The following is a 25,184-nucleotide window of genomic DNA, read 5'->3' as shown; positions in this document are numbered from 1 at the left end:
GAAATGAAAATGAAAATAATTATGGCAAATATTACAGCCGCAGACGTAAACAAGCTTAGAAAATCTACCGGAGCCGGTATGATGGATTGTAAAAAAGCATTAGTAGAAGCCGAAGGTGATTTTGACAAAGCAATTACCATCCTACGTAAGAAAGGACAAAAAATTGCTGAAAAAAGAGCCGACAGAGATTCTAGTGAAGGTGCTGTTGTAGCAAAAATCAACGATGATAACACTAGAGGTGTTGTTATTTCACTTAACTGTGAGACTGATTTTGTTGCAAAAAATGATGCTTTTGTTGCATTAGCTAATCAAATGGGAGATATCGCTTTAGGAACCAACTCTAAAGAGGAGTTCCTCGCTGCAAGTTTTGAAGGAATGACAGTTGCAGAAAAGCTTATCGAGCAAACAGGTGTTATTGGTGAAAAAATTGAAATCGGAGGTTTCAAAACATTAGAAGCTCCTTTTGTAGGATCTTATGTTCACGGTAATAAAATTGGAGCTTTAGTAGGTTTGTCTGCCGCTACCGATGCATCTGCCGAAGTTGCAAAATCTGTCTCTATGCAGGTTGCTTCTATGGGTGCAACAACATTATCTTATAAAGATTTTGATCCTGCTTATGTTGCTTCTGAAACAGAAGCTAGAATTGCAGTAATAGAAAAAGATAATATCGAATTAGCTCGTTTAGGAAAAACGCTTAAAAACGTACCTGAATACATCTCTATGTCTCAATTAACTCCTGAGGTTCTTGCCAAGGCAGAAGATGATATTAAGGCACAATTAAAAGCAGAAGGAAAGCCTGAGCAAATCTGGGATAAAATTGTTCCTGGAAAATTAGAGCGCTATATTGCTGACAACACAACACTTGATCTTGAAAAATGTCTTCTTGATCAGCGTTTCATCATGGATGAAAGTGTAAACGTTGCTGATTATGTAGCAAGCAAGGGCAACCTTAGTGTTACAGGATTTGAAAGAGTTTCTTTAGCATAAAGAGATTAAAATATCTATAAAAAAATGCGCTCTGTTTCTAGAGCGCATTTTTTATTTTGTACTTAGCTATAGTTAATCAACTCTCTCTATAGTAAGTGTTGCTAATGGCTCTGTAAGTGGATTTCCGTTTCCAAAAGGAGCCCCGTCATACAAACTGATCGAAGCATTCTCTTCGCCATCATTTGCCTCATAAGTATTTCCAAGAACAACACCAGCATCAATAGGACGTAGCTCAATGCTTTCCATATCTATTAACGTCTCTCCATCTACTACATTAAAAGAACTTACACCTAAAAACCAATCTGGACTAGGATTTAACCTTGCTAGAAAAGTAATTCTAGTACGCGTTAGATTTACATTAACAGAGGTGTTTGTTGTAGCCTGAGGACCAGATACACCAGATGTGACAATGCTAAAAAGACCATCGCCATCCTCTCCTAATGAAGTACTAATAAAACTAGAAAGACCTTCTACATCTCCAGATTCAGCATATAATGCCATACCTTCTGACGCTGCTTGCCCTAAGGCAAATACAGATACTTCTGGTGCGTGTGTTATTGCTACAATGGTTCCAAAAGAAGCGTTTGCAGGAAAATCCTGAGGGTTGTTTTCTTCTGTGAAGTTTGTTGTAAAATCTAAATTATAAGAAGCACTAGCTTCTGGTAAACCAGGTCCTGTTGGATCAGGATCAGGTCCTCCATCATCATCACCTCCACAACTGATAAAAAAAGATAAAACAACAAGGCAACTCCATTTAAATAATTTGTTCATAATTGATTGTATACGTTTTTAATTTTAAAAAATATTTTGGAAAATAATACATACCTCATGGCACATACCTATTTAAGACATAAATATAATAAACTTGTCACTCCCTAAAGGTAAGAGTTTATAATAGTTTACATAAAATGAGGTATTTTCTTTTTTTTTAAAGATAAATCTATACGCCATAAGATATAGATGTTGCTTAAAAGAATTTCTTAAAAAAAGTAGTATAAGCACTATATTTGCATAATCTTTTTCAACCTATGAAATATAAAAGAATATTACTTAAGTTATCTGGCGAATCCTTAATGGGTGATCGTCAGTACGGTATAGACCCAAAACGCCTATCTGAATATGCAGCTGACATTAAAAAAGTCTTAGACACTGGTGTCCAAATTGCTATTGTAATAGGAGGTGGGAACATTTTTAGAGGAGTTGCAGGCGCAAGCAAAGGAATGGATCGTGTACAAAGTGATCACATGGGAATGCTCGCCACCGTAATAAATGGTCTAGCACTTCAAGACGCTCTTGAAGATGCGGGAATACCAACTCGACTGCAAACAGCTATAAAGATAAATGAAGTCGCAGAGCCTTTTATAAGAAGAAGAGCTATGCGCCATCTAGAAAAAGGACGCGTTGTTATTTTTGGTGGAGGAACAGGAAATCCCTATTTCACGACAGATTCTGCAGCTGTTTTACGAGCCATAGAAATCGAAGCAGATGTTATCCTTAAAGGAACACGCGTTGATGGAATCTATAATGCAGATCCAGAAAAAGATAGTGATGCTGTAAAGTATGATCACATCTCTTTTGACGATGTATTACGGAAAGGTTTAAAAGTAATGGACACAACCGCATTTACTTTGAGTCAAGAAAACGAACTTCCTATCATTGTTTTTGACATGAATAAACCTGGCAACCTATTAAGAGTTGTCACGGGAGAACAAATAGGAACGACAGTCAACTTATAAATTAGTATATGGCGCAGTTTTTGTTAAATTGCGTTTAAAATATGTTTTATTATGAATGAAGAAATTCAATTTATATTAGATAGTACTAAAGAAGCTATGGATGGTGCTATCACACATCTTTCTAAAAGATTATTGACTATCCGCGCTGGAAAAGCGAGCCCTGCAATGATTCAAGGGGTTATGGTAGATTATTATGGAAGTCCTACACCACTGTCTCAGGTAGCCAACGTGAATACTCCTGATGGACGAACGATATCTATACAACCATGGGAAAAATCAATTATTGCAGATATAGAGCGTGCCATTATCAATTCAAATTTAGGTTTTAACCCTATGAATAATGGTGAAAGCATTATTATTAATGTACCACCTCTCACTGAAGAAAGACGTAAGGATCTAGTAAAACAAGCACGTGCTGAAGCAGAAGATGCAAGAATTGGTGTACGTAATGATAGAAAAAACGCAAACAACGAACTTAAAAAACTAGAAGACGCCTCTGAAGATGCTATAAAAAATGCAGAAATAGATGTCCAAAATCTTACAGACGCCTATATTAAAAAAGTAGATAGTACACTTGCTACAAAAGAAAAAGAAATTATGACCGTTTAAGGAACGAGACGATCGTTAAACAAATACAAAAAGCGACCTTTATCGGTCGCTTTTTTAATACATTTGAATTCACATATCCTGTTTTATGTATAGAATACTTTTTGTTTTATTGTGTATACATACCGTTTCTTTTGCGCAAAGAGAGTCTTCTAAAACTGCCGAAGAAATTATACAAAAAGCTATTTCTTTAAGAGATACTAATGATCCACGGGCGGTTCTTTCTAATTATACGTTTACCAGTTATGAAAAAACAATCATCACAGATAGTCTAGACACAAGTACCCACAGTTACCTCTCTGAAAAGGTGAGCAAAACCACCTATACTACCTTTCAGGGTTTTACCGAAGATGTCATAGGTTTTCAATTAGCAGGGTTTCAAAAAATACGTTATGAAGTACTTGCTGTAAACTTACAATCGCGTTCTTTTTACGATGAAGATTTTGTGATTTTCAATACGCGATATGCTGGTATTTTATCAAAAAGAGGGGTCAGAAATTACATATATACACTCCTACCCTCCTCAACAGAAAACGAAATACATATTTCTTTCTCCCCAAAAAGACCTAAAGCTATTCCAGGGCTTTCAGGTGTCATGATATTGGACAAAGAAAGGCTGGCTATTAAAAATGTCAACGTAAGCTTAGACGATGCCATCAAAATAAAGCTGAGTCAATCCTACATTTTCAATGAAGAAGCTCAAATATACCTTCCCGAAAACAGAGCTCTTTTTATTGACAAAGGAAATAGCGAGAGACGTCTCTCGTTTTTTGGAGGACGTATTTCTATAGGAACCCTACAGGAGGAAGACCTAGAGGAAATGATCACAAAAAAGTATCTTGTTTCTACAACTAGCAATAGTAATTTTTCGCTTAAAGCGAAAGAAATAAAAACCCAACCTTACGCTATCAATTTACAACCAGAAGCTACTGAGCAACCTATCAGTTTCTGGCAAAAATATCGTCAAGAAGATTTAACAAAAAAAGATAAACGAAGTTTTTCTGAGATAGAGAGAATCGTCAATGCAGAAAATATCGAACGCCGCTTAGGGACTATTAACAATTTTAGTATTGGGTATTACAGTGTCAACTTTTTTGACTTTGATCTCACCTATCCTGTAAAATTTAACAACTTTGAAGGACTCCGATTAGGACTTGGAGGCGTAACCAATGAAAGTTTTTCCAAAAGATTTCGAATAGAAGGCTATGGAGCGTATGGATTTAAAGACAAAGACATCAAGTATGGTGTAGGAGGCGGTGTACTTCTCAACGAAAAAAAAGACGCATGGATAAGTCTCACCTATAATAGTGATCTGGAAGAGGTAGGAAACTATGCGTACCTCACAGATAGACGTGTTTACTCTTTGTTTGAACCAAGGCTCGTAAATATCAACCTGTTTTACAAACACCGAACTACTCGAACTAATCTAGAATACCGCATCGCGCCCAAATTACTTTCTGAATTTCAAGTGGCACATAGACGCATAGAACAAACAACAGCCTATCGTTATATTAAAGATGGTCAGGAAATAAGCAATTATAATATTACAGAAGCAACAGCGGGCATACGATGGAGTCCAGGCAGTAAGTTTATGAAAACCAAAGCTGGAATCAATGAAGTGTATGATGGATATCCAAAAGTAACTGCTCAAATATCTCAAAGTATCGATGGCTTGGAAGGTGATTTTAATTTTACAAAATTTGGCGCTAAAGTTTTCTATCGATTAGACCGATTAAACAAATCTGCGACCGAATTACTAGTAGAAGGGAATGTTGGGTTTGGAGATTTACCCATCACGCACCTATTTCAAGCCTACCCCAATGCCCCTACTAAAGAAACCATACTGCAGCGTTTTTCTGTGGCGGGAGTCAATAGTTTTGAAACCATGTTTTTTAGTGAGTTTTTCTCTGATAGGCTTGTAACTGCTCAACTTAAACACAGACTCGCTCCTTTTAACATAGGCAAAAGCTTTAAGCCAGAAATGGTATTTATTACCCGTTTTGCTATTGGAGATATTCGCAACCCTGAAGATCATTTAGACATCCAATTTGGCTCATTAAAAGAAGGATACACAGAATCTGGTTTTGAAATCAATAAATTACTTTTCGGATTTGGAACCAGTTTTACCTATAGATATGGGGCGTACCATCTACCCAATTTTGAAGATAATATTGCATTTAAATTCACTTTTAATTTACAACTTTAGAAAAGTATCTCACCTCTCGGATTTTCTTTAATAAAAGAATACCTTTGCGACTGTAAACAGAGGTAATGGCAAAATTTTTAAGTTCGGGATTTTGGGAGAGCATTGCAGGAATTATCCTGCGTAATAGACCTCTTATTCTTATCCTTGTTTTGGCCACTACTGTTTTTTTAGGTTTCCAGTGGCAACACATGCGATTTACCTATACAGAAGCAAATCTCCTTCCAGACGACCACGAAGTCAACTTAGAATACAACAAGTTTCTTGATAAATTTGGAGAGGAGGGTAATCTCGTTGTGATTGGCATTAAAAACGACAGTCTATTTACACCCAATTTATTAAATGCTTGGAACGACTTATCACAAAAAATTGATCAATACTCAGAAGTCACTCTATCTATATCTCTCAAAGACCTTAAGTTATTAGACAAACAAGAAGATCCTTCTAGATTTGATCTAAAATCATTTATTCCAGATAGCGTTACTTCCTTAAAACAAGCATCTGATTATAGAAAGCAGCTTTTTAATGACCTCCCTTTTTATGAAAATTTAATTTATAATAAGGAAACCGGTACCGTACGGTCTGCTATTTATCTTGATAAAGAAATCGTAAATACACCAGCAAGAAGAGACTTTATAGTCAATGACCTCATACCACTTATAGAAAAATTTGAAGCAGATTCTGGTCTTAAAGTACATACCAGTGGAATGCCTTACATACGAACACTCAACTCACAAAATATTATTGATGAAATAGGCTGGTTTGTTGGAGGTGCTTTGTTAGTGACTTCATTATTATTCTTTTTCTTCTTTAGATCGTATCGGGCTACGTTTATATCTATGATTACTGTAGTTATAGGCGTGATGTGGGCTTTTGGATTTTTGGGATTATTAAAATACGAAATCACGGTGCTCACCGCACTGATTCCTCCGCTCATTATTGTGATAGGTATTCCTAATTGTATTTTTCTAATCAATAAATACCAGCAGGAGTACAAAACCCATGGCAATAAAATAAAAGCACTCCAACGGGTGATTACCAAGGTAGGAAACGCTACGTTGATGACAAACATCACCACAGCATCTGGATTTGCTACATTTATCCTGACTGAAAGTTCGTTACTTAAAGAATTTGGTGTCGTAGCTAGTATCAATATTATAGGAATCTTTCTTCTTTCTTTATTGATCATACCCATTATCTATAGTTATATGCCACCCCCAAAGGACAAGCATTTAAAACATTTGGGCAAAAACTGGATCGAAGGATTTGTCAATTGGATGGAGCGTATGGTCAAAACCCAACGCATTGCTATTTTTATAGTTAGTGTCATCCTGCTAACGGCAAGTATGATTGGCATTAATCAGATTCGCGTTTCAGGTAGTCTGATTGAAGATATGCCAAAGAACACCGCATTTTTTAAAGATATTAAGTTCTTTGAACAAGAATTTGATGGAATTATGCCTTTGGAAATCTTAATAGACACTAAACGCCCTAAAGGGGTTATGAAACTCGCCACACTCAAACGAATGGAAGAACTGAGCGTTGTGATAGAAGAGCAACCCGAGTTATCAAAACCTGTGTCTATTGTAAATTTGGTGAAATACGCAAAACAAGCGTATTACAATGGCTCTCCAAAATATTACCAACTCCCTAGTAGTAACGAGCGTAATTTTATTCTTCCCTACACAAGCTCCTTCTCTGATCAAACCAATCTCATGGGCGCCTACGTAGACAGCACAGGGCAATATGCACGTATCACTACCTTTATGAAAGATATAGGCACCGACAAAATGGAGCGTGCCGAAGAAAACTTAAGAAACAAAATAAAAACCTTATTCCCAGAAGATCGGTATGAGGTGACCCTTACCGGAAAAGCATTGGTTTTCCAAAAAGGAACCAATTATCTGGTAAATAACCTGATCATAAGTCTATCTCTTGCCATCTTGCTTATTGCCTTATTTATGGCTTGGATGTTCCGATCTTTTAAGATGATTTTGGTATCGCTAATTCCCAATTTATTACCATTACTAGTAACTGCGGGTATGATGGGCTTTATAGGCATTCCTATTAAACCTTCCACCATACTTGTTTTTAGTATTGCTTTTGGAATCTCTGTAGATGATACCATCCATTTTTTAGCCAAATACAGGCAAGAATTGCGTGCGAGCAAATGGAAAATAAAAAAATCGGTGTATGCTTCGTTACGTGAGACAGGCGTGAGTATGTTTTACACCTCTATAGTCCTTTTCTTTGGCTTTTCAGTATTTATGATCAGTAGCTTTGGAGGAACCGTTGCTTTGGGAGGTCTTGTAAGCGCGACTTTATTATTTGCCATGCTTGCCAATTTACTACTACTTCCTTCCTTGTTGCTTTCGTTAGAACGTAGTATTGCCAACAAGAAAACGCTTAAGGAACCTTCGCTTCAAATTATTACAGAATTACCCGAAGACCAGCAAGCTGAAAAAGACAAAATTCAAGAAGATGCTATGCACTAATCTATTCCAAATACGTATGAGTGGTATGGAATGATTCTTTATCCGCTTTCGCGAAAGCGGATCATCAAAATTTACCTTCTTAAAGTACGGTCTCAATTTCAAAACATCTTTATATTTGCCTCTCCTAATTGATTCTCTTTTAATAGGGATCAAAAATCGATTAGAAAACATCATTAAATTTCGATCAAGAAAGTCGAAGTAACCAAAAATCCGCCGTGGGATTTAAAACAAGAAAAACTATGACCTATATATCCGTAATCGACCTTTTAGCTAGTGATGCTATACATCAGGAATTTACTGTAAAAGGATGGGTACGCTCTTTTAGAGCCAATCAGTTTATGGCACTTAACGATGGTTCTACCATTAAAAATATACAATGTGTCGTCGATTTTGAAAACATGGACGAGGCACTTTTAAAGCGGATTACTACGGGCGCTGCTGTTATTGTTACTGGCGTACTAGAAGAAAGTCAAGGAGCAGGACAACGCGTAGAGATCAAAGTAAAAACTGTACACATTGAAGGAGATGCCGATCCAGAAGACGTAAAACGAACGATTTTATCTCCGAAGCGCCATACCTTAGAAAAGCTTCGCGAGCAAGCACATTTACGTGTTCGCACTAATACATTTGGTGCTATAATGAGATTGCGTTCTAAGCTTTCATTTGCCGTACATCAGTATTTTAACGAACACGGTTTTTACCAAGCACACACCCCTATTATTACGGGAAGTGATGCAGAAGGTGCCGGAGAAATGTTTCGCGTAAGCGCATTAGACCTAGAAAACCCACCTAAAAAAGAAGACGGTAGTATTGATTACAGTCAAGACTTTTTTGGGAAAGAAACCAATCTTACGGTTTCTGGACAGCTAGAAGCAGAAACCTATGCATTAGGTTTAGGAAAAGTATACACTTTTGGTCCTACGTTTAGAGCCGAAAATAGTAATACCTCCCGACACCTTGCTGAGTTTTGGATGATTGAGCCGGAGGTTGCGTTTAATGATTTGGCAGACAACATGGATCTTGCTGAAGATTTTATCAAATACGTGATCAGATATGTGTTAGAACATTGTCAAGATGATCTCGAATTCCTAGAAAATCGTCTGGTAGACGAAGACAAGAAAAAACCACAGGCAGAGCGTGCAACCATGTTATTACGAGAGAAACTGGAGTTTGTGATTGCCAATAATTTCAAACGTGTAAGCTATACGGAAGCCATTGCGATATTACGCGATAGTAAACCAAATAAGAAAAAGAAATTTAAATATCTTATAGATGAATGGGGCGCAGATTTACAGAGTGAGCATGAGCGTTACTTGGTAGAAAAGCATTTTGAATGCCCTGTGATTCTTTTTGATTATCCGGCAAACATCAAAGCATTTTACATGCGTTTGAACGAGGATGGTAAAACGGTACGTGCGATGGATATTTTATTTCCAGGTATAGGAGAGATCGTAGGAGGCTCCCAAAGAGAGGAACGTCTAGATGTGCTTAAAGAAAAAATGGCGGCGTTGGATATCCCAGAAGAAGAACTATGGTGGTATTTAGACACTCGTAAGTTTGGCACCTGCGTTCATAGTGGGTTTGGTCTTGGTTTTGAGCGTTTAGTGCTCTTTGCTACGGGTATGACTAACATACGAGATGTGATTCCTTATCCTAGGTTTCCTGGACATGCTGAATTTTAATTTCAGGTATAATACAATACAAAAAAGGGGCTTTCGCCCCTTTTTTTTTGCAATAACTACACGTATCATTGTACCTTACGACAAATCACATTCATAACCACTAAACCAAAAAACAATTATGAAATTTTCAAACTTTATGATTCCCCTATCCATGATGGCATTATTGCTTGTTAATTGTAAAGGAGAGCACACTAATAATCAAGATGATGGCAATAACGACCCTCCTACGGTTGTAGAAGCACCTGACATGATCATTCCTGTAGAAAAAGGCGCTGAATTGTTTGCCAACTATAGAGAGAATAGAATTTCTTTAATTGAAGAAACTGAAAACGCTGATTTACCAGAAGGACAAGATCCTTATTTAGCGACAACTTCCGTGACATTTGACTTTGAGGAGTTAAAACAATACATGAAATACATTGATAAAGAAGCCAAAAAATCAAAAACAAGAATCAAAGGATTGCGCGTGTATTTAGGTCAGTATTCCGACACTAAGAATGAAAAACATCCAAGGGCAGAAACGGTATTTTTTAATCCGACGATGGTTTATAAAGACAACCAAGAAGTGTCTTTTGCTATCCAACATCAAAACGGAAATAGCATGGCTGTTCCCGTAGGACAAATTCTAGACTATGGGAAAAAACCTGCTGGCCGAACTAATCTAACGCTTACCGTACAAGACTCTATTACGAGCCTTGCTGGGAATCACGGAGGAAGAAGACCACCGCCAGCGACGGATGAAGGAGATTATTAATAATATATAAAGTTTATAGGAATAGAAAGTATTTATGGAGTTTTTAGGCAACTTACAATTTGTTATCCTTTTTATTACTGCCATCACAGCTACTTTCTATTTCTATAAATATAAGCATACAGAAATGAGATTATTCTTGTTTCTGTTTTGGTATATCGCTATTAATGATATACTTGCATTTGAGTATTGGGAGTATTACAAAAAAACATCTCCCACAATTGTCTCAAATAATATATTTTATAACATCTTAGACGTTATAAGGTTCTCTGTCATAATATGGATCATAAAAAGAAATATTAATGACCCCAAGAAGTTAAGACAACGTATTGTAACTGTATTATTATATACCGTATGGCTATTCTATTTAATAAATTCTTTATTTGAAAATCCAATAAGGTTCTTTTTAGACTATTCATTTATTTATGGCGCGATAATAACTGTCATAGCTATTATGTATTACTCTATAGATCTTATTAAAAGCACTCAGATTTCAAAAATTAAAAAAGACCTCTTATTATGGATAAATATAGGATTCTTAATATTTAATATTTCTTACCCTATTATTTTAGCTATTCAAATTTTTTATGAGCCTTCTGACTTATCAGAAATTGACAAAAAACTTTTTAATATTCAATTACCTATAGTAATTTCAATTATAAGTATCGTTTCCAATTTGATTATCATTTTTGGATTTATATGGTCTGAAAAAAGACATCAACATAATTAACTATATTTAAGAATATCAAACTTCAATTTTTTTTAAATTGAAAAACACCATTTTTAGTATCTCATAATATTATAAACAAAAGAAAATTTGCCCATTCACTTAAGTAATCCTGATGATAACACGCTAATTTTAGCGTTAGTATCTATAACAATATTACTACTTTTATTAATTGTAGTTGGGGTATTATTCTCTGTATTCATCAAACGCAAAAATGAACTTCTCATCGAACAACAAACCTCTCAAAAACGTTTTGAACGTGAGATTGCAGAGTCACAGATAGAAATTCGAGAAGAAACCTTACGTAATATTAGCTGGGAATTACATGACAATATTGGGCAACTCCTAACGCTTGCTAAAATACAAACCCAAAATGCGGGTGGAGATCAGGCGCAACTAGATGAAGCTGCCAACACCATAGGAAAAGGATTGACGGAAATACGTGCACTGTCTAAACTGATCAACCCTGAAGCCTTGAATAATATGACCCTCATTGAGGCGATAGAGCTGGAATTAAACCGCTTCACACGTATGGAGTATCTGACCACAAGTTTGAACGTTACAGGCACACCGATTACGATAGATAAAAAAATCGGAACAATTATTTTCCGGATGTTTCAGGAGTTTTTTACGAATACGATTAAACATTCGAAGGCGAGTCATCTGGATGTGTGTATCACCTACACAAAAGACACCTTGGATATCAAAGCAAAAGATAATGGGGTTGGGTTTGATATCGCTTTCGCGAAAGCAAAAAATGGCATAGGCCTTTCTAACATAGAATCTAGAGGTAAATTGATTGGAGCGACGATCCTTGTCTCTTCCAAAAAAGGAGATGGCACACAACTACATCTCTCATACACACCAAAAAACGAATCATATGAATAAACTTGTAGTAGTAGACGACCATACCCTCCTCTCACAGGCCATTAGCGGACTTGTTAATTCTTTTGAAGATTTTGAAGTGTTGTACACCTGTAAAAATGGGCAAGAACTTATCGATCAGCTGGTTTTTGAAAACAAGCGCCCAGACATCGTACTTATGGATGTCAATATGCCTATTATGGATGGGATAGAGACCACCGTATATCTTAAAGAACACTATCCTAACATCAAAGTACTCGCGCTCTCTGTAGAAGAAGAAGAACGCACGATTTTAAAAATGCTCCGCGCAGGAGCCAAAGGGTATTTACTAAAAGACACTGAAAAATCAGTGCTAGAAAGCGCTTTAAAAGAATTGATGACCCAAGGGTTTTATCACACCAATACCGTCTCTCAAATCCTTGTAAGAAGCCTGCATGAAGAGAGTTCACTTACCCTTAAAGAAAGGGAACTGGAATTCATAAAACACGCCTGTACAGAGATGACCTACAATGAAATTGCAGACCGTATGTTCTTAAGTCCAAAAACAGTGCAAGGATACAGAGATAGTATTTTTTCTAAATTGAATTTAAAAAATAGAACAGGGCTTGTAATCTACGCCATAAAACACGGGTTGTTTAAGCCATAATTAAGATTTGTGAGATTTTATTTTCAATAGCTTCAATAATTACGATTTCTAGTGTAAAATATAACGCTATGATCTTCTCTCTTTTGCTTATTTTTGTTGTATGTTAAAACAGCAACTTAATTTTAAACTTTCGCAAAAGCTATCTCCTCAACAAATACAGTTGATGAAGCTTATTCAATTGCCTACCCAAGCTTTTGAGCAAAAAATAAAGCAAGAGCTTGAAGAAAACCCTGCACTAGACAGCGGTAAGGAAGAAATAAAGGATGAGTTTGATGAGTTTAGCAACACCGAAGAAGATTTCGGAAACGACACCATAGAAACCGACATCAATGTAGATGAATACTTAAGTGATGATGAGATTCCTGACTATCGCTTGAGCGCTAATAATTACAGCGCTGATGATGAGGATAGGCAGGTACCTTATGCGTCTGGAACTTCTTTTAATCAGTATCTAAAAACACAGCTGAACACGGTTCGTCTCTCAGAGGAAGAGCGAGATATTGCCGAATTTATTATAGGAAGTCTTGATGAAAGTGGGTATTTAAGAAGGTCTATTCCTGACTTAATGGATGATCTTGCTTTTACTCAAAACGTGTACACCACTGAAGAAAAAATAGAAGAGGTCCTTTTTAAAGTGCAAGATTTAGATCCTTCAGGAGTGGCGGCCCGTAATCTTGAGGAGTGCTTACTATTACAGCTTTCGCGAAAAGCGCCTACAAAATCAGTGGAACTGGCCATTAACATCCTTGAAAAATCTTTTGATCACTTTAGCAAAAAGCATTACACAAAATTAATGTCTAAATTTGGTATTTCTGAACAGGAGCTCAAAGATGCTATTCAAGAGATTGAACACTTAAATCCTAAACCAGGAGGTTCATACGCTAGCAATACAAAAATTGTAGAACATGTAGTACCTGATTTTACCATACGCATTGTAGAGGGAGAATTAGAGCTTTCACTTAATGGACGTAATGCACCTGAGCTCCGGGTTTCTAGAGATTACAGCAATATGCTTAAAGGGTATAAAGCTTCTAAAGAGAAAACAAAAGCGCAGAAAGATGCGGTGATGTTTATAAAACAGAAACTAGATGCTGCAAAATGGTTTATAGAAGCTATTTTACAGCGCCAGCAGACATTATTTGTGACGATGAGTGCTATCATGCATTATCAGAAAGAATACTTCCTTACAGGCGACGAACGTAATTTACGCCCTATGATACTTAAAGATATTGCTAGTGAAATTGGCATGGACGTTTCTACAGTATCTCGTGTAGCCAATAGTAAGTATGTAGATACCCCTTACGGCACCAAATTGATTAAGGAATTTTTCAGTGAAAGTATGACCAATGACCAAGGGGAAGAAGTATCTACCAGAGAAATCAAGAAAATTCTAGAAACTGTTATTCAGGAAGAGGATAAGAAAAAACCACTAACTGACGATAAACTCGCTGGTATTTTAAAAGAGAAGGGATATCCTATAGCTAGACGTACTGTAGCTAAATATAGAGAACAGCTAGATCTTCCCGTTGCCAGACTCCGCAAACAAATCTAATGAAGTACATCATCCGAAGTTTGTCTTATATTTTTCATCCGCTATTTATGCCTATAGCTGGCGTTTTATTATATTTTCAGATTTCGCCACGATTTTTTAATAGTTCTTTTCTCTTTTCTAAGGTATTTGCCACCGTCATTATGACGGTTATCATTCCTATTTTAAGCTATTTCATGCTCAAAAACCTGAATTTGGTCACAGAAATACACTTAAAAAAAGTAAAAGAGCGGCGATATCCATTACTGATGCAACTCTTATTCACGCTTTTATTACTCAAAATTGTTTTTAAGGGGTATGAGATTCCTGAGGTTTACTTTTTCTTTGTAGGTATTTTAGGATCTAGTCTGGCAGCGCTTATATTGGTGTTTGCTAAATTTAAGGCAAGTCTTCACATGATAGGTATTTCTGGTTTACTCACGTTTATTATAGGATTGAGCATTCATTTTAATCAAAACTTATTACTACTTATCGCCTTGTTAGTCATAGGATGTGGGGGTACTGCCACCTCAAGATTAGATGCAAAAGCACATACCTATATAGAATTAATTATAGGTTTTTTTGTGGGCGCACTGCCTCAACTTATGTCGTTTAAATATTGGTTGTAAGATCAAAACCAGCAAATGTATTGATCATAAAAAGTAAAACTGAAGTCCCAACCGGATAACCTGTAGGCTTACATCTTCCCCATTAATTGTAGCATCACCACTAAAAAGAGTATTTAAACCGTAATAGGCCTGAAAGTTAAAGGCGCCATAGCCAAAGGCAAATGTCAAACCATATTGGAGTTTATTTAGCTCAGGAACATCTGTTTGATTTACTTGGTTATTTTCACCTATGAAGGTGGACTTAAATCTAAAAATGTAACTAAACTCTATGCCTGTGTGTATTCGCCAGAAAGCATATTTTGTAGGGGTAGACGTCCTCCATCGATATTGTATAGGCATATCTAATGAATAAAAAGTAAATCGGTTCTTATCTGCATTAACATCTTCTGGTATGGTAGAAAAAATAGTCGTAGAACCATCCTCTTCCTCTCCTATAAAAAGATCTTGATTAAACGTATTTAGAGAAACTCCTAAACCAACACCTATTGCTTTATTACGCTGTTTATTAAAAGGCATATCTCGTATAAATCCTAGCTGCATACTTCCGCTGAGACCATTTTGGGAAATTCCGTCTGGTCTGTTGGAGATTAAATTAAACGTAACCCCAACATAGACTTGATCTTCTCTATATAAAGAATCAATAACGGTGTATTCTACAATCTCATCTTGACTAAAAACAGATGGACAACACAGTAAAAATGGCAATATGTAAAAAACAGTATATTTCACAAAACTAGGTTTATCACAAAGATACAAGAAATGATCACTAGCTAAAGGCATAAAAAAACGCCTTGAAGTATCAAGGCGTTTTTTTACTAATTATAAAATCTTCGATTAATTTACTGACTTATTAGGCGTAGTAATAAATATAATTTTAGGCAAGTTTGCTTCACGCAGTTCTTGTTTTACATCATATACAATTCCTGATTCTGCATCTTTATCAATTTTCAAAGCTACAATAGCAGAGCTTTGAAGCTCTTCTCGTAAATTTGTTACTTCCTGTAGAATAGCAGATTTTACTTCAGTAACATCTACAATACGATCTCCTATCTGTACGATATCTACTTTACTTTTTCCAGTATAACCTTCACCTGGTTTTCCAATATAAATGAAAACCGTTCTAGATTTGTCCAGCTTTTCAATTTGATCTGCTGGTGGTAATTGATTTAGAACCTTAAGATCATTCTTTCTAAGTACAGTAGCTACCATAAAGAAAAACAACAACATAAATACAATATCTGGTAAGGATGCTGTATTAACTGGTGGAAGTTCTCCTCCTTTTTTCTTTTTAAACTTTGACATAATGTTAGTTGCTTTTTGGTTCTGCTTCAGACAATTTAAAAGGAATTAGTGTTCTAATTTCTTTTAATTTCTCCTCTGTTTTCTCTACGTTACCATCATAGTTTCCAGCATCAATAGCTGCCTTAACTTCTGTATATTTCCATCCATAAAGTCGTTGTGACTCTCTATCTCTAAGAAAATTGTACGCTGCTCCTAATTCGTTCTGAACAGCTACATAGGTAGTATAGTTTGTTTTCCTATCACTACTCATAGAGATAATCGCTTTATCGGGATTATCTGAAGAACTAGGGCTTCTAGCTCCTTGACAGAATTCACAATGTCCTTCTTGCCCCGCTGGAATACCACCGTTGTCTAAGAAATCAATAGCTGCTTGACGCAGGTCTCTTAATTCCATTCGTTCATCCTCTACGAGAAGTTCGTTATTACCATTTACCAATACAACAAACAGGTTTTTCTGTTTAATAATTGGAGGTATAATCTCCTCATCGAGAGGTGGTGGCAATTGCCTTACTAATCCTTTATCTTTATCTATAGTTGTAGTAACTAAGAAGAAAATAAGAAGCAAGAACGCAATATCTGCCATAGATCCTGCATTAATTTCTGGTGCTGAGCGTTTTGCCATAATATGTTATTTTACAAGTTTCTTTGCTCCTGAGAACAACATTAAGCCAATGGCTATCGAGGCAAGTATATAAAATGCATTTATACCAGCGCCTACCCATCTTGATCCATTTGCCGATAATACTTCTCCATCTTTCATTGGTGTTTCAACACCATTAGCTAAGAGATATGACACAGCGATCACTGCTAGAAAAGCACCAACACCTATTAAAGTGTTTTTAGCGTTACCACTAGCAAGTCCTTTAATAACAAATATAATGACTAGCACTAGAATTAAAGCAAGTACAACGTATGCAATCATCATCAAATAACTAATACTTGATGGTACATCAATCGCAGTGACATCTCCGTTTGCTGCTTTCAGTGTTTCCTGAAGTCCTTCGCTGTCTAATGAAGCTACTACTCCCGCAATAATAAGAGCCACGACTCCAAGAACACCGACTATTATTTTTAATATTTTATGTAAACCCATAATTTTTTAAAGTGTTTAGGTGTTACTATTATTTTTTGTGCTTCACAAGCATATCGATAAGTGTGATAGAAGAATCCTCCATATCATTTACGATACTATCAATTTTTGCGATAATATAATTATAGAAAATTTGAAGTATAATAGCCACTACAAGTCCAAATACGGTTGTAAGAAGTGCTACTTTAATACCCCCTGCTACTAAGGCTGGGTTCATATCTCCTGCTGCTTCAATTTTATCAAACGCTTGAATCATCCCAATTACCGTTCCCATGAATCCAAGCATCGGTGCAAGTGCAATAAATAATGAAATCCAAGAAACGTTCTTTTCTAGTTGTCCCATTTGAACACCTCCATAAGAAACTACTGCTTTTTCTGCTGCTTCAACGCCTTCACCAACACGGTCAAGTCCTTGATAGTAGATAGATGCTACAGGTCCTTTTGTATTACGACAAACTTCTTTTGCAGCTTCAACACCACCACTATTTAACGCATCTTCTACGCTTTGTGCTAGTTTCTTACTATTAGTAGAAGCTAAGTTTAAATAAATGATTCTTTCTATTGCGATTGCTAAACCTAAGATAAGACATAAAAGAACAATTCCCATAAATCCAGGTCCTCCTTCTATAAAACGTTTCTTTAAATCTTGTGTAAAAGATAGTTCTTCTTCTGCTGGTGCATCTTGAAATGTTGCTCCTGAGTCAACACTAGCAACGATTTGCTGTACTTGAACTGGAAGGGTTGTTTGCGCATTGCTGGCTTGTGTTGTAAAAGTACCCAAAGCTACAACAGCTGCGATTGCCATAATAGAGAATAATTTTTTCATTGCTCTTGATCTTAAATTTAAATTAGTAAAGGGTTAAATATAGTAATTAATTAGATTAATTCTAAAAAAATAGCAGATAGAAACTATTTACACAAACCTAGTAAGCACGTCATATTGACTAGACTTCCTTACTTAGAATATAATAGGTCATTTTTAATAGTAAAAAAAGTCCTTGATTAGTTTCTATTTCTATGAACATAAATAAAGAATACCAACTATCTTTATTAAAGCAGAGAGGAAGGGATTCGAACCCTCGATACGCTTTTGGCGTATACACGCTTTCCAGGCGTGCGCCTTCGACCGCTCGGCCACCTCTCTAGTTAGCTAATATCTATTTTTATCAGCGCTGACAAAAGAACTAAAATAGTTAGTAATAAAAAAATAAACGTTTCCCTAAAATTGTAAAAAGTGAAAAAATGTCAAAAACTTAACATTTCTCTTACCTAATTGAGATTTGAAACAGCTTTTGTATGAAAACACAAGAAACAATATTCTATAAAGAGTATTGTAAACAAAAATAGACCTCTAATAACACCCATTATAATGTAAAACAAAGGTATGATTGGTATTTTCTAATGTACCTATGCTTTCATTTGAAGCTATCCCTTGATGGAATGCTTTCGCGAAAGCGAATACTTCCTTGTAGAAAGAGATAAAAGCTCCCTACATATTAGAAACTTTACATTCAAAACGAAACGAAACGTGTATACTGTTTGAAATATTTGAAGTCAATAATTTTGGAATTTTAATACTATAGTCCTCTAGCAACACTACTGTAGTTCCTGACAGCACATAAGAGGTAGGTGTATTGTCAATCTCAACTTTAAAAGCTAAAGGAACTGTTTGGTCTTTTAATGTAAGAAAACCTTCAATCATTCGTATTTGAGTATCAGATTGAGTAAGGTCAAAATCAATGATTTCACCTCTAAACACGGCTTTAGGATACAAGTCAGATTCTACATAACTCTCATTAAAATGATCATACATGAGTGTGTTTTCAAATACAAATGCCCTCATTAATATATCTAAAGCAATATCACCTGTTTCTGGATTTAAAACACAAAATGCCTGATTATTGATAGCCTCAATATCCTCTGCCACTGTACAAGAGGAGATAGTCACCTTCCCTAGTCTGGTACTATAGCTACTGGATAGTTTCTGAGAGGTCGCTATAGGAGTTATAAAAAGGAAAAGAAAAACTATTTTATTCATATTAATTACTAATTACTCCTAATATAGATACTGTCCTGCTCAATTACAGTGGGAAAAACCTTATTTGACAAGGCAACTATAATCTCACAGGCATTAGTATCCATCTCTGGGGGATTATCAATAAAGTATTGCTAACCTCTACAATAATAAGTTAAACCTCAGGACAAGCCCTAGATCCTGAAAATTGACCTAAGGGTCGAGGTATTACACCATAGATCCCGCTATAAAGCGAGATTCCCGCCTGCCGGACGGGCAGGAGTTCAACAAACTATTCTGAATGCGTCTTTCAGACTTTACAAAACAACGTTTCACTAATAACATATCTTTTTGAAACTTGCTTTAGTTCGCAAAACAACCCCCTGAAAATTTCTAGAGGGTCATTTCACAAACTAACTACTGCCTATGTTTACACAATTATTTTAAGAGAGAAAAGAGCTCTTCCCCAAAAAAAGAGCCCCGTCGCTCACTAAACCAATTATAATATCTCACTAAAATAATTATGCCTAGAAAAAACTCTTAAATCGTTTTTTTAATTTTCTTACGTAATCCTAGATATGCTCCTGCTGCAAGCCCTAGACCTAACAAGCCATCTATAGGCATGGGTGGTGGTACATCTTCTACATCATCTTCAAAAGTAATTTGAGTTGTAGTAGCACTAACGTTTAGAGACACCATCAATCCAGCGATGAGTAATAGGGTTCTTATGTCCTTTATATATGTTTTCATTTTATGTCTGTTTTATGTTATGATTATTGTTTGATAATTCTGCGTGTCACGGTCCCTTTATCACTAGTTAAGGTGACAAAATAAATTCCTTTACCTACAGTACTCATTGCTGTTGTCGTAAGTGTATTTCCAGCAAACTGTAGCTCTTTACGATACACTTGTTGTCCTAACATATTGGTAACAGTAAGGTTTACTGCTTTTCCTTGCAAATCTGTAGATACAGTATTCAGGTTTGAATCGCCTATTGGATTTGGAAACATCGTAAGTGTAAACGCTTCAGTATCTTCTGTGGCTAATGCCGCTTCCGCGAAAGCAAAACTAAAACGATCACTCGCTGAACTCTCATCGCCTGAATTTACCGTAAAAGAAATTACATTTTCACCTTCTGTGAGCGCTGTAGAAACTCCTGTAAAGGCATCTACTAGATAGGCAGTCACTTCTCCTAAAGAAGCTACATTTACGACCAACGTATACGCCTCTGCTCTGTAGGTTGTGTTAACTAATGGAATCACTTCTCCTTCTTCTGGCAAAAAACGACGTTCGATACTTAAGATGTGATCTCCATTGGCAATTGCCATAGATTCATCTTGATTAAAGAACTTAGGGGCATCTTCTAAAGTGATACTATTACTATGATCTGGGGAGAAAAAGATACCAAAACTATCTTGTAATGATGCCCCATTAGTATAAGCATCTGTACGGTATAATTGACCAATAATATGCGCCTCTTCTAGTGGATTGTCTTCTGTAAATGAAGTTGCTGTATTTTCTCCTACGGCTTTACTGGTTTCAGTAAATAAGATGGATGCAGCTCCCGCAGTAGCCGTAGTTACAAATCCTGCCTGACCTGGTTGTAGAAATTGATTGGCTGCAGACATAGACGTATTAGTTCCTGATGGAAGTAATACCGTTACATACGCCCCACGTTCTCCTAAAGACGGATCCCACATAAAGTATTGATTCGTATTTACATTAGTAGAAGCAGTAGTAACTGCTCCCATATCTACAGAGGCTTGGTATGGGTTTCCGAAGAAGTTAAAATCCCCTGCTACTGGACTAAAATCGGTCTGAGACACATCACCTATCGCTAGATTTCCTGTAGCCCTTAAAATCGTTTCTGAAGGTGCTGGTGTGTTTGACGTTAAATCTATCGAACGACTACCACGTATAAAAAGACGGTATCCTTTTCCTGCAGTTAAAACATCGGTATCTGTATTGGTCAGAGCTTCCCAAGCTTGCCCTACGTTATTTAAAACAAACATAGAGGCATTATCTGTCTCGGTATCATCAAAACCATTGGCGCCAGCATCTCCTCCTGTGATATGTGTTCCAAATCCTGGGTTTGGATCTTGGTTGGTTCCATCTACATTATTGACACCCTCTTGCCAGTTGGCATTGATCGTTGAGGTAGTTGTTACGGCACTTGTCGTTAACCTAAAAGCACGACGGCTAGACATATAACGCTCTACAGTAACATCCCCCGTAATCGTTCCATCAGCTACCTCATCAAGCATCGCGGTTGTGGATGCGTTACTCTTAAATGTAAGGGTACCTCCAGATACGTTAAGAACTCCATCTGTAAGCGTCACTGTACCCAGAACATCTACTGTCCCTGTCAAAGAAGCATCTGCTGTACCTGTATTATTGACTACAAGGTTTAAAACACTGAAGTCTCCTCCTATAGCTTGAGCCGCTGCTCCAGAAATAGCAATAGTCGATTGATCTGCGGTTAAGGTACCTGCCACATCCAGGTTTCCGTGTAAGCTTAACGTATTTGCTGCGATATCAAGTGTTCCTCCACTTGCTACAGTTACATTATTGGCAACAACATCTCCTACTAAGATCGCATCGGGAGACAGTACTTCAATGTTATCTGCTTGGGTAGACACTCCTTCTGGGTCTTGTGGTGTCCATGCGTCGTTTTCCCAAACAAAGTTCACACCATTAAAAATTACAGCTCCTGAACAATCTGGGGTATAATCTAAAATCTGACTCCCAGGCTCATTGAAACAGTCTGCGGTTTCAAAACTAAAACCTACCAACGGATCATAAGGACCACAGGCCGTAAAAAACTGATCATCAAAAGGATTGGTAGCATCAAAACATACCGAAGGGTCTTCTGCTGTAGCACCTGGCAAGAAACGTATTTTTAAATGCACTAATTCCACAGGGGTTGCTGTGGGCACATTATCTCCATACATTCCTCCACTGGCGTTTTGCTGCCAAATAAAGGATACTTTATCATCTGTGGTATCGTTAGAGATAAAACTTGTATAATTAGCGCCTAACGGGACAGGGGTTCCTCCGACATCAACAATGGTTTGCCCACCTAATAAAGAAGTAGTTGGACGCTCAAATTCAATAGCGCCGTTGTTTGCTACCTGTATGCCAAAAGCAGCAGGATTATAATCTAAAAAAAATTGTCCAGAGCCTAAACTAAAAGCTACATCTGAAGAGATCATCACATCTACTTCATAAAAACTATCCATCCCATCGGTAGTGATTTCTGGGTTTTCAAAAGAAAGGGTAATGTCCTGTGCGCTCATCGTAAAGAACACTAACAGTAACGCTATACCAAGTGTAAATTGTTTCATCATTAAATTGTATTTGTAGTTATTGTTTTATAATTTATTATGGGTGTATCGCTTTCATATTTTGACATATTGAAAGCGTTATTAGCATTGTTATGAATCATCTCTCGGAAACATTCCAGTGTACTCGATGTGCCGCCTGTTATCGCTACCTCGTTGGGAAGGGTAGCGATCACAGTGTCGTTTACACCATCTACCTTAAAAGGTTGGGCAAAACATATTACGGCTACTAAAAAAAATATAAAATTGAATAGTCTTCGTTTCATTTTATAATGCTTTGCTATTTTCGCGGTACAATACTAGCGTCTAGGTGCTTTTATAGAAAAAAAATATACTTGAAGATGAAAAAATGGCACTAAACAGGAATAAAACCAATTGATTTTTTTTACCTTCATAGCATATATTTACTTGCGTATTTACAAGTATGTAAAATTAATTCTACACTTACAAAAACGCTGTAACAATCCCGCAAAAACATATAACAATCCCGACATTGATAGGAAGAGTCAAAAGGTGACTATCTATTTTGTGGATGTAAAAATGAACGCTGAGTATTATTTCTAAAATCTCTTTAAAAGTGAGAAATTTGTGATGTACGCTTTACCGCTTCGCTCTCCCTCTGGTCGTGAATCTCGTCCCTCGATTTACCGCTTCGCTCTCCCTTTGGTCGTGAATCTCGTCCCTCGATTTCGCGAAAGCGTACTTATGGGACCTGTGGTACAAACTTATAGAGGCAGAAAAAGCGCATACTGTAGCACTACAAAGTGAAGTTTTTGAGGAAGTATTAAAGAGACTGCTCAATATGCTCTATAATATCAGTAGAAGGCTCAATCCCTAATTTTTTACGCGCACGGTATCGTGTAGACTTTACAGACGCGATAGAGGTATTCAGGATTTTACTTATCTCATCGGTTGTAAGACCCAGCTTGATGAGACTTATAAGCTCTTTTTCTTTTCTATTAAATTGGGAGAAATTTTTATCTAGATGTAGCTTAAAATCAATGTGCACCTCATCAAGATAGGACTGCAAACTAGATGCCGATTTATTTCTTGATTTTTCGGTCAATAAAGACATAGATAACGTACGCAGTGCTTGTTTACGTTCTTTCTCACTTTCTAATGTGATAATACCTTTAATCTCATCTAGAGTTTTATTCAACACCTCTTCTGTAATGGAATTTTCTATAACTACTTTTTTGAGTTCGTTCTCGCGATTGGCTAGGGTGAGTTCTGATTGTATTTTTTCCATTTCCTTTAAAGCGATCTCTTTTTTAGCAAGGATGATTTTTTGTCTTTTGTCTTTTACTAAAAAATAAACGATGAATAGTCCCAAGAGGAGTACTACAAATAGAAGAATAAAATAAAGACGTTTTTTGGATTCCTCAGCCTGTAATGCCAACGTAGCGACCTCCTTTTCTTTTTCAAATTGATAATTTAAATCTAAGGCTGTAAAGCGATTTAACTCTTCAATGTTATGGATAGAGTCTAAATATGTCTTTGATATTTTATAATCTTCATACGCCTTTTTATAATCTCCTTTGAGTTTATGTATCGTATGTCGACTATAATACTCATTTTCTAATTGCCTCTTATTGCCGATAGCTTGTGCATAAAAAATGGCACTATCGGTAAGTGCTATCGCTTTATCATATTCTTTAAGCTGTCTATACGTGTAGCCTAGGTTCTGAAAATGTGAACTTAGCGTTTTATAATCTTTTTGAGTCCGCGCTATTTTAATACTTTCCTCAAATAAAGGAATGGCTTTCTCATATTTTTTCAGCCCAACATATACGAAGGCCATATTTGAATTTGTAACAATAAGAGCGTTCTCAGACGGATCGATGTCTCTTGCCTTTTCTAGGTAATACAAAGCAGAATCTGGTTGCTTAAATTGTTGAAAACCTAGCCCCAAAACATTATATGTCATGGCGAGATCATATGAATATTCTTCTCCTAAAGCTTGCCTAATTTTTATCGCTTTATTGGTATAGTACATTGCTTTGTTTTGATCATCCTTTCCATAGTATAAATATCCTAGGTTGTGATATGAAATTCCCATCCTTACGGAGTCTACAATCTTTTCTGCAATTTTTACGCCTTTTAAAAAATAGTCCAATGCTTTTGCCTTATCACTTTGATCCTGCGCACATTCTCCAAATCCATTATAAACATCTGCCTTTTGTTTTAGATAGTATAGACTACTATACTCATGTTCTTCTATCTCTTGTAAAACGTCATTAAGAATTGTTTTTGCTCCTTCTACATCAGAATTTCTTACATAATTAGCAAGCGCTATTCGAAGTGGTATTTTAATAGAGTCGGAGGTTGCTTTTTCTATTTTGAGTTGAAGAGATTTTGTAATACTGTCTTGAGACTGTGCAGACAGTGAGTAGAAAAACATAAAGAATACCAAAAAAAATAAAAATGATCTCTTTACCATAGCAAGCAAGGGACTATATATAGGATTTATGAACAAATTGGGCCTCAAAAATAGGTAATTACTACCCATAAGATACACATTTAAAGCAAAACGAGGCCTATTTGAGGCCCTAGCAGCACTCACTTCAATGTTACATTGGAATA

General features: G+C 36.4%; 23 protein-coding genes and 1 tRNA gene. 12 read left to right on the top strand and 12 right to left on the bottom strand.

What is annotated here, in order from left to right:
• Nucleotides 1-21 precede the first annotated feature (21 nt).
• Complete coding sequence (gene tsf / locus ACFO3O_RS12395; protein WP_379979243.1) at nt 22-987, top strand: translation elongation factor Ts; 966 nt, start codon at nt 22-24, stop codon at nt 985-987.
• 72 nt (nt 988-1,059) lie between these two features.
• Here tsf and ACFO3O_RS12390 read toward each other — a convergent pair whose 3' ends face one another.
• Nucleotides 1,060-1,758 carry a spondin domain-containing protein gene (locus ACFO3O_RS12390; RefSeq protein WP_379979241.1) on the bottom strand — a complete coding sequence of 233 codons (699 nt, stop codon included), beginning with the start codon at nt 1,756-1,758 and terminating at the stop codon, nt 1,060-1,062.
• 257 nt (nt 1,759-2,015) lie between these two features.
• Here ACFO3O_RS12390 and pyrH point away from each other — a divergent pair, with 257 nt between their 5' ends.
• From pyrH to ACFO3O_RS12335, 11 genes are all read left to right on the top strand, one after another.
• Entirely contained in the window at nt 2,016-2,723 is a 708-nt protein-coding gene (gene pyrH / locus ACFO3O_RS12385; protein WP_379979239.1) for a UMP kinase, read from the top strand.
• A 51-nt stretch (nt 2,724-2,774) separates the two neighbouring features.
• Nucleotides 2,775-3,332: a ribosome recycling factor gene (gene frr / locus ACFO3O_RS12380; RefSeq protein ID WP_379979237.1), complete on the top strand. Its 558-nt coding sequence runs from the start codon at nt 2,775-2,777 to the stop codon at nt 3,330-3,332.
• A gap of 85 nt (nt 3,333-3,417) precedes the next feature.
• Nucleotides 3,418-5,535 carry a DUF5686 family protein gene (locus ACFO3O_RS12375; protein WP_379979235.1) on the top strand — a complete coding sequence of 706 codons (2,118 nt, stop codon included), beginning with the start codon at nt 3,418-3,420 and terminating at the stop codon, nt 5,533-5,535.
• A 65-nt stretch (nt 5,536-5,600) separates the two neighbouring features.
• On the top strand, nt 5,601-8,027 hold the full coding sequence (locus ACFO3O_RS12370; RefSeq protein ID WP_379979233.1) for an efflux RND transporter permease subunit: 2,427 nt from the start codon (nt 5,601-5,603) through the stop codon (nt 8,025-8,027).
• A gap of 239 nt (nt 8,028-8,266) precedes the next feature.
• Nucleotides 8,267-9,709 carry an asparagine--tRNA ligase gene (asnS, locus tag ACFO3O_RS12365; RefSeq protein ID WP_379979231.1) on the top strand — a complete coding sequence of 481 codons (1,443 nt, stop codon included), beginning with the start codon at nt 8,267-8,269 and terminating at the stop codon, nt 9,707-9,709.
• A gap of 118 nt (nt 9,710-9,827) precedes the next feature.
• Nucleotides 9,828-10,463, top strand: coding sequence for a hypothetical protein (locus tag ACFO3O_RS12360; RefSeq protein WP_379979229.1), 636 nt, complete (start codon nt 9,828-9,830; stop codon nt 10,461-10,463).
• Between the two features lie 124 nt (nt 10,464-10,587).
• Nucleotides 10,588-11,190, top strand: a complete 603-nt coding sequence (locus ACFO3O_RS12355) for a hypothetical protein (RefSeq protein ID WP_379979227.1) — start codon at nt 10,588-10,590, stop codon at nt 11,188-11,190.
• An 87-nt stretch (nt 11,191-11,277) separates the two neighbouring features.
• Nucleotides 11,278-12,075: a sensor histidine kinase gene (locus ACFO3O_RS12350; protein WP_379979225.1), complete on the top strand. Its 798-nt coding sequence runs from the start codon at nt 11,278-11,280 to the stop codon at nt 12,073-12,075.
• A complete protein-coding gene (locus ACFO3O_RS12345; protein ID WP_379979223.1) occupies nt 12,068-12,697 on the top strand; it encodes a response regulator transcription factor in 630 nt (209 codons plus the stop codon). Before ACFO3O_RS12350 ends, ACFO3O_RS12345 begins: the two co-directional genes overlap by 8 nt.
• A 100-nt stretch (nt 12,698-12,797) precedes the next feature.
• Nucleotides 12,798-14,249, top strand: a complete 1,452-nt coding sequence (gene rpoN, locus ACFO3O_RS12340; RefSeq protein ID WP_379979221.1) for an RNA polymerase factor sigma-54 — start codon at nt 12,798-12,800, stop codon at nt 14,247-14,249.
• Complete coding sequence (locus tag ACFO3O_RS12335) at nt 14,249-14,854, top strand: hypothetical protein (protein WP_379979219.1); 606 nt, start codon at nt 14,249-14,251, stop codon at nt 14,852-14,854. Before rpoN ends, ACFO3O_RS12335 begins: the two co-directional genes overlap by 1 nt.
• Before the next feature lie 24 nt (nt 14,855-14,878).
• Here the strand turns inward: ACFO3O_RS12335 and ACFO3O_RS12330 are convergent, their stop codons facing one another.
• The 11 genes from ACFO3O_RS12330 to ACFO3O_RS12280 all read right to left on the bottom strand — a co-directional run bounded on the left by ACFO3O_RS12330 (nt 14,879) and on the right by ACFO3O_RS12280 (nt 25,002).
• Nucleotides 14,879-15,583, bottom strand: coding sequence for a porin family protein (locus ACFO3O_RS12330; RefSeq protein ID WP_379979217.1), 705 nt, complete (start codon nt 15,581-15,583; stop codon nt 14,879-14,881).
• Nucleotides 15,584-15,688: 105 nt separating this feature from the next.
• Nucleotides 15,689-16,156: an ExbD/TolR family protein gene (locus ACFO3O_RS12325; RefSeq protein ID WP_379979215.1), complete on the bottom strand. Its 468-nt coding sequence runs from the start codon at nt 16,154-16,156 to the stop codon at nt 15,689-15,691.
• A gap of 4 nt (nt 16,157-16,160) precedes the next feature.
• Nucleotides 16,161-16,778, bottom strand: coding sequence for an ExbD/TolR family protein (locus tag ACFO3O_RS12320; RefSeq protein ID WP_379979213.1), 618 nt, complete (start codon nt 16,776-16,778; stop codon nt 16,161-16,163).
• A 6-nt stretch (nt 16,779-16,784) separates the two neighbouring features.
• Entirely contained in the window at nt 16,785-17,249 is a 465-nt protein-coding gene (locus tag ACFO3O_RS12315; RefSeq protein ID WP_379979211.1) for a hypothetical protein, read from the bottom strand.
• A 28-nt stretch (nt 17,250-17,277) separates the two neighbouring features.
• Nucleotides 17,278-18,072 (bottom strand): MotA/TolQ/ExbB proton channel family protein, encoded by a 795-nt coding sequence (locus ACFO3O_RS12310; RefSeq protein ID WP_379979209.1) that lies wholly within the window; start codon nt 18,070-18,072, stop codon nt 17,278-17,280.
• 230 nt (nt 18,073-18,302) lie between these two features.
• Nucleotides 18,303-18,390 (bottom strand) — tRNA-Ser (locus tag ACFO3O_RS12305).
• Nucleotides 18,391-18,735: 345 nt separating this feature from the next.
• Entirely contained in the window at nt 18,736-19,284 is a 549-nt protein-coding gene (locus tag ACFO3O_RS12300; protein WP_379979207.1) for a YceI family protein, read from the bottom strand.
• Nucleotides 19,285-19,800: 516 nt separating this feature from the next.
• Nucleotides 19,801-20,010: a hypothetical protein gene (locus ACFO3O_RS12295; protein ID WP_379979205.1), complete on the bottom strand. Its 210-nt coding sequence runs from the start codon at nt 20,008-20,010 to the stop codon at nt 19,801-19,803.
• Between the two features lie 23 nt (nt 20,011-20,033).
• Nucleotides 20,034-22,607: a T9SS type A sorting domain-containing protein gene (locus tag ACFO3O_RS12290; protein WP_379979203.1), complete on the bottom strand. Its 2,574-nt coding sequence runs from the start codon at nt 22,605-22,607 to the stop codon at nt 20,034-20,036.
• On the bottom strand, nt 22,607-22,867 hold the full coding sequence (locus ACFO3O_RS12285) for a hypothetical protein (RefSeq protein ID WP_379979201.1): 261 nt from the start codon (nt 22,865-22,867) through the stop codon (nt 22,607-22,609). The genes ACFO3O_RS12290 and ACFO3O_RS12285 overlap by 1 nt, the downstream gene beginning before the upstream one ends.
• Before the next feature lie 518 nt (nt 22,868-23,385).
• A complete protein-coding gene (locus ACFO3O_RS12280) occupies nt 23,386-25,002 on the bottom strand; it encodes a tetratricopeptide repeat protein (RefSeq protein ID WP_379979199.1) in 1,617 nt (538 codons plus the stop codon).
• Nucleotides 25,003-25,184: the final 182 nt, after the last annotated feature.

Source organism: Dokdonia ponticola (assembly GCF_042653865.1).
GTDB lineage: Bacteria > Bacteroidota > Bacteroidia > Flavobacteriales > Flavobacteriaceae > Dokdonia > Dokdonia ponticola.
Note: the sequence above shows the minus strand (reverse complement) of the source record. Positions and strands in the feature narration are given on the sequence as shown.

Bases quoted from the DNA above. Each gene is read 5' to 3' on its own strand.
- ACFO3O_RS12355 (WP_379979227.1), top strand. From the start codon at position 10,588: ATGAGATTATTCTTGTTTCTGTTTTGGTATATCGCTATTAATGATATA.
- ACFO3O_RS12345 (WP_379979223.1), top strand. From the start codon at position 12,068: ATGAATAAACTTGTAGTAGTAGACGACCATACCCTCCTCTCACAGGCC.
- ACFO3O_RS12300 (WP_379979207.1), bottom strand. From the start codon at position 19,284: ATGAATAAAATAGTTTTTCTTTTCCTTTTTATAACTCCTATAGCGACC.
- ACFO3O_RS12335 (WP_379979219.1), top strand. From the start codon at position 14,249: ATGAAGTACATCATCCGAAGTTTGTCTTATATTTTTCATCCGCTATTT.
- ACFO3O_RS12325 (WP_379979215.1), bottom strand. From the start codon at position 16,156: ATGTCAAAGTTTAAAAAGAAAAAAGGAGGAGAACTTCCACCAGTTAAT.
- ACFO3O_RS12370 (WP_379979233.1), top strand. From the start codon at position 5,601: ATGGCAAAATTTTTAAGTTCGGGATTTTGGGAGAGCATTGCAGGAATT.
- rpoN (WP_379979221.1), top strand. From the start codon at position 12,798: ATGTTAAAACAGCAACTTAATTTTAAACTTTCGCAAAAGCTATCTCCT.
- ACFO3O_RS12280 (WP_379979199.1), bottom strand. From the start codon at position 25,002: ATGTTTTTCTACTCACTGTCTGCACAGTCTCAAGACAGTATTACAAAA.
- ACFO3O_RS12310 (WP_379979209.1), bottom strand. From the start codon at position 18,072: ATGAAAAAATTATTCTCTATTATGGCAATCGCAGCTGTTGTAGCTTTG.
- ACFO3O_RS12360 (WP_379979229.1), top strand. From the start codon at position 9,828: ATGAAATTTTCAAACTTTATGATTCCCCTATCCATGATGGCATTATTG.
- ACFO3O_RS12375 (WP_379979235.1), top strand. From the start codon at position 3,418: ATGTATAGAATACTTTTTGTTTTATTGTGTATACATACCGTTTCTTTT.
- ACFO3O_RS12320 (WP_379979213.1), bottom strand. From the start codon at position 16,778: ATGGCAAAACGCTCAGCACCAGAAATTAATGCAGGATCTATGGCAGAT.
- pyrH (WP_379979239.1), top strand. From the start codon at position 2,016: ATGAAATATAAAAGAATATTACTTAAGTTATCTGGCGAATCCTTAATG.
- ACFO3O_RS12290 (WP_379979203.1), bottom strand. From the start codon at position 22,607: ATGATGAAACAATTTACACTTGGTATAGCGTTACTGTTAGTGTTCTTT.
- tsf (WP_379979243.1), top strand. From the start codon at position 22: ATGGCAAATATTACAGCCGCAGACGTAAACAAGCTTAGAAAATCTACC.
- asnS (WP_379979231.1), top strand. From the start codon at position 8,267: ATGACCTATATATCCGTAATCGACCTTTTAGCTAGTGATGCTATACAT.
- ACFO3O_RS12285 (WP_379979201.1), bottom strand. From the start codon at position 22,867: ATGAAACGAAGACTATTCAATTTTATATTTTTTTTAGTAGCCGTAATA.
- ACFO3O_RS12315 (WP_379979211.1), bottom strand. From the start codon at position 17,249: ATGGGTTTACATAAAATATTAAAAATAATAGTCGGTGTTCTTGGAGTC.
- ACFO3O_RS12390 (WP_379979241.1), bottom strand. From the start codon at position 1,758: ATGAACAAATTATTTAAATGGAGTTGCCTTGTTGTTTTATCTTTTTTT.
- frr (WP_379979237.1), top strand. From the start codon at position 2,775: ATGAATGAAGAAATTCAATTTATATTAGATAGTACTAAAGAAGCTATG.
- ACFO3O_RS12295 (WP_379979205.1), bottom strand. From the start codon at position 20,010: ATGAAAACATATATAAAGGACATAAGAACCCTATTACTCATCGCTGGA.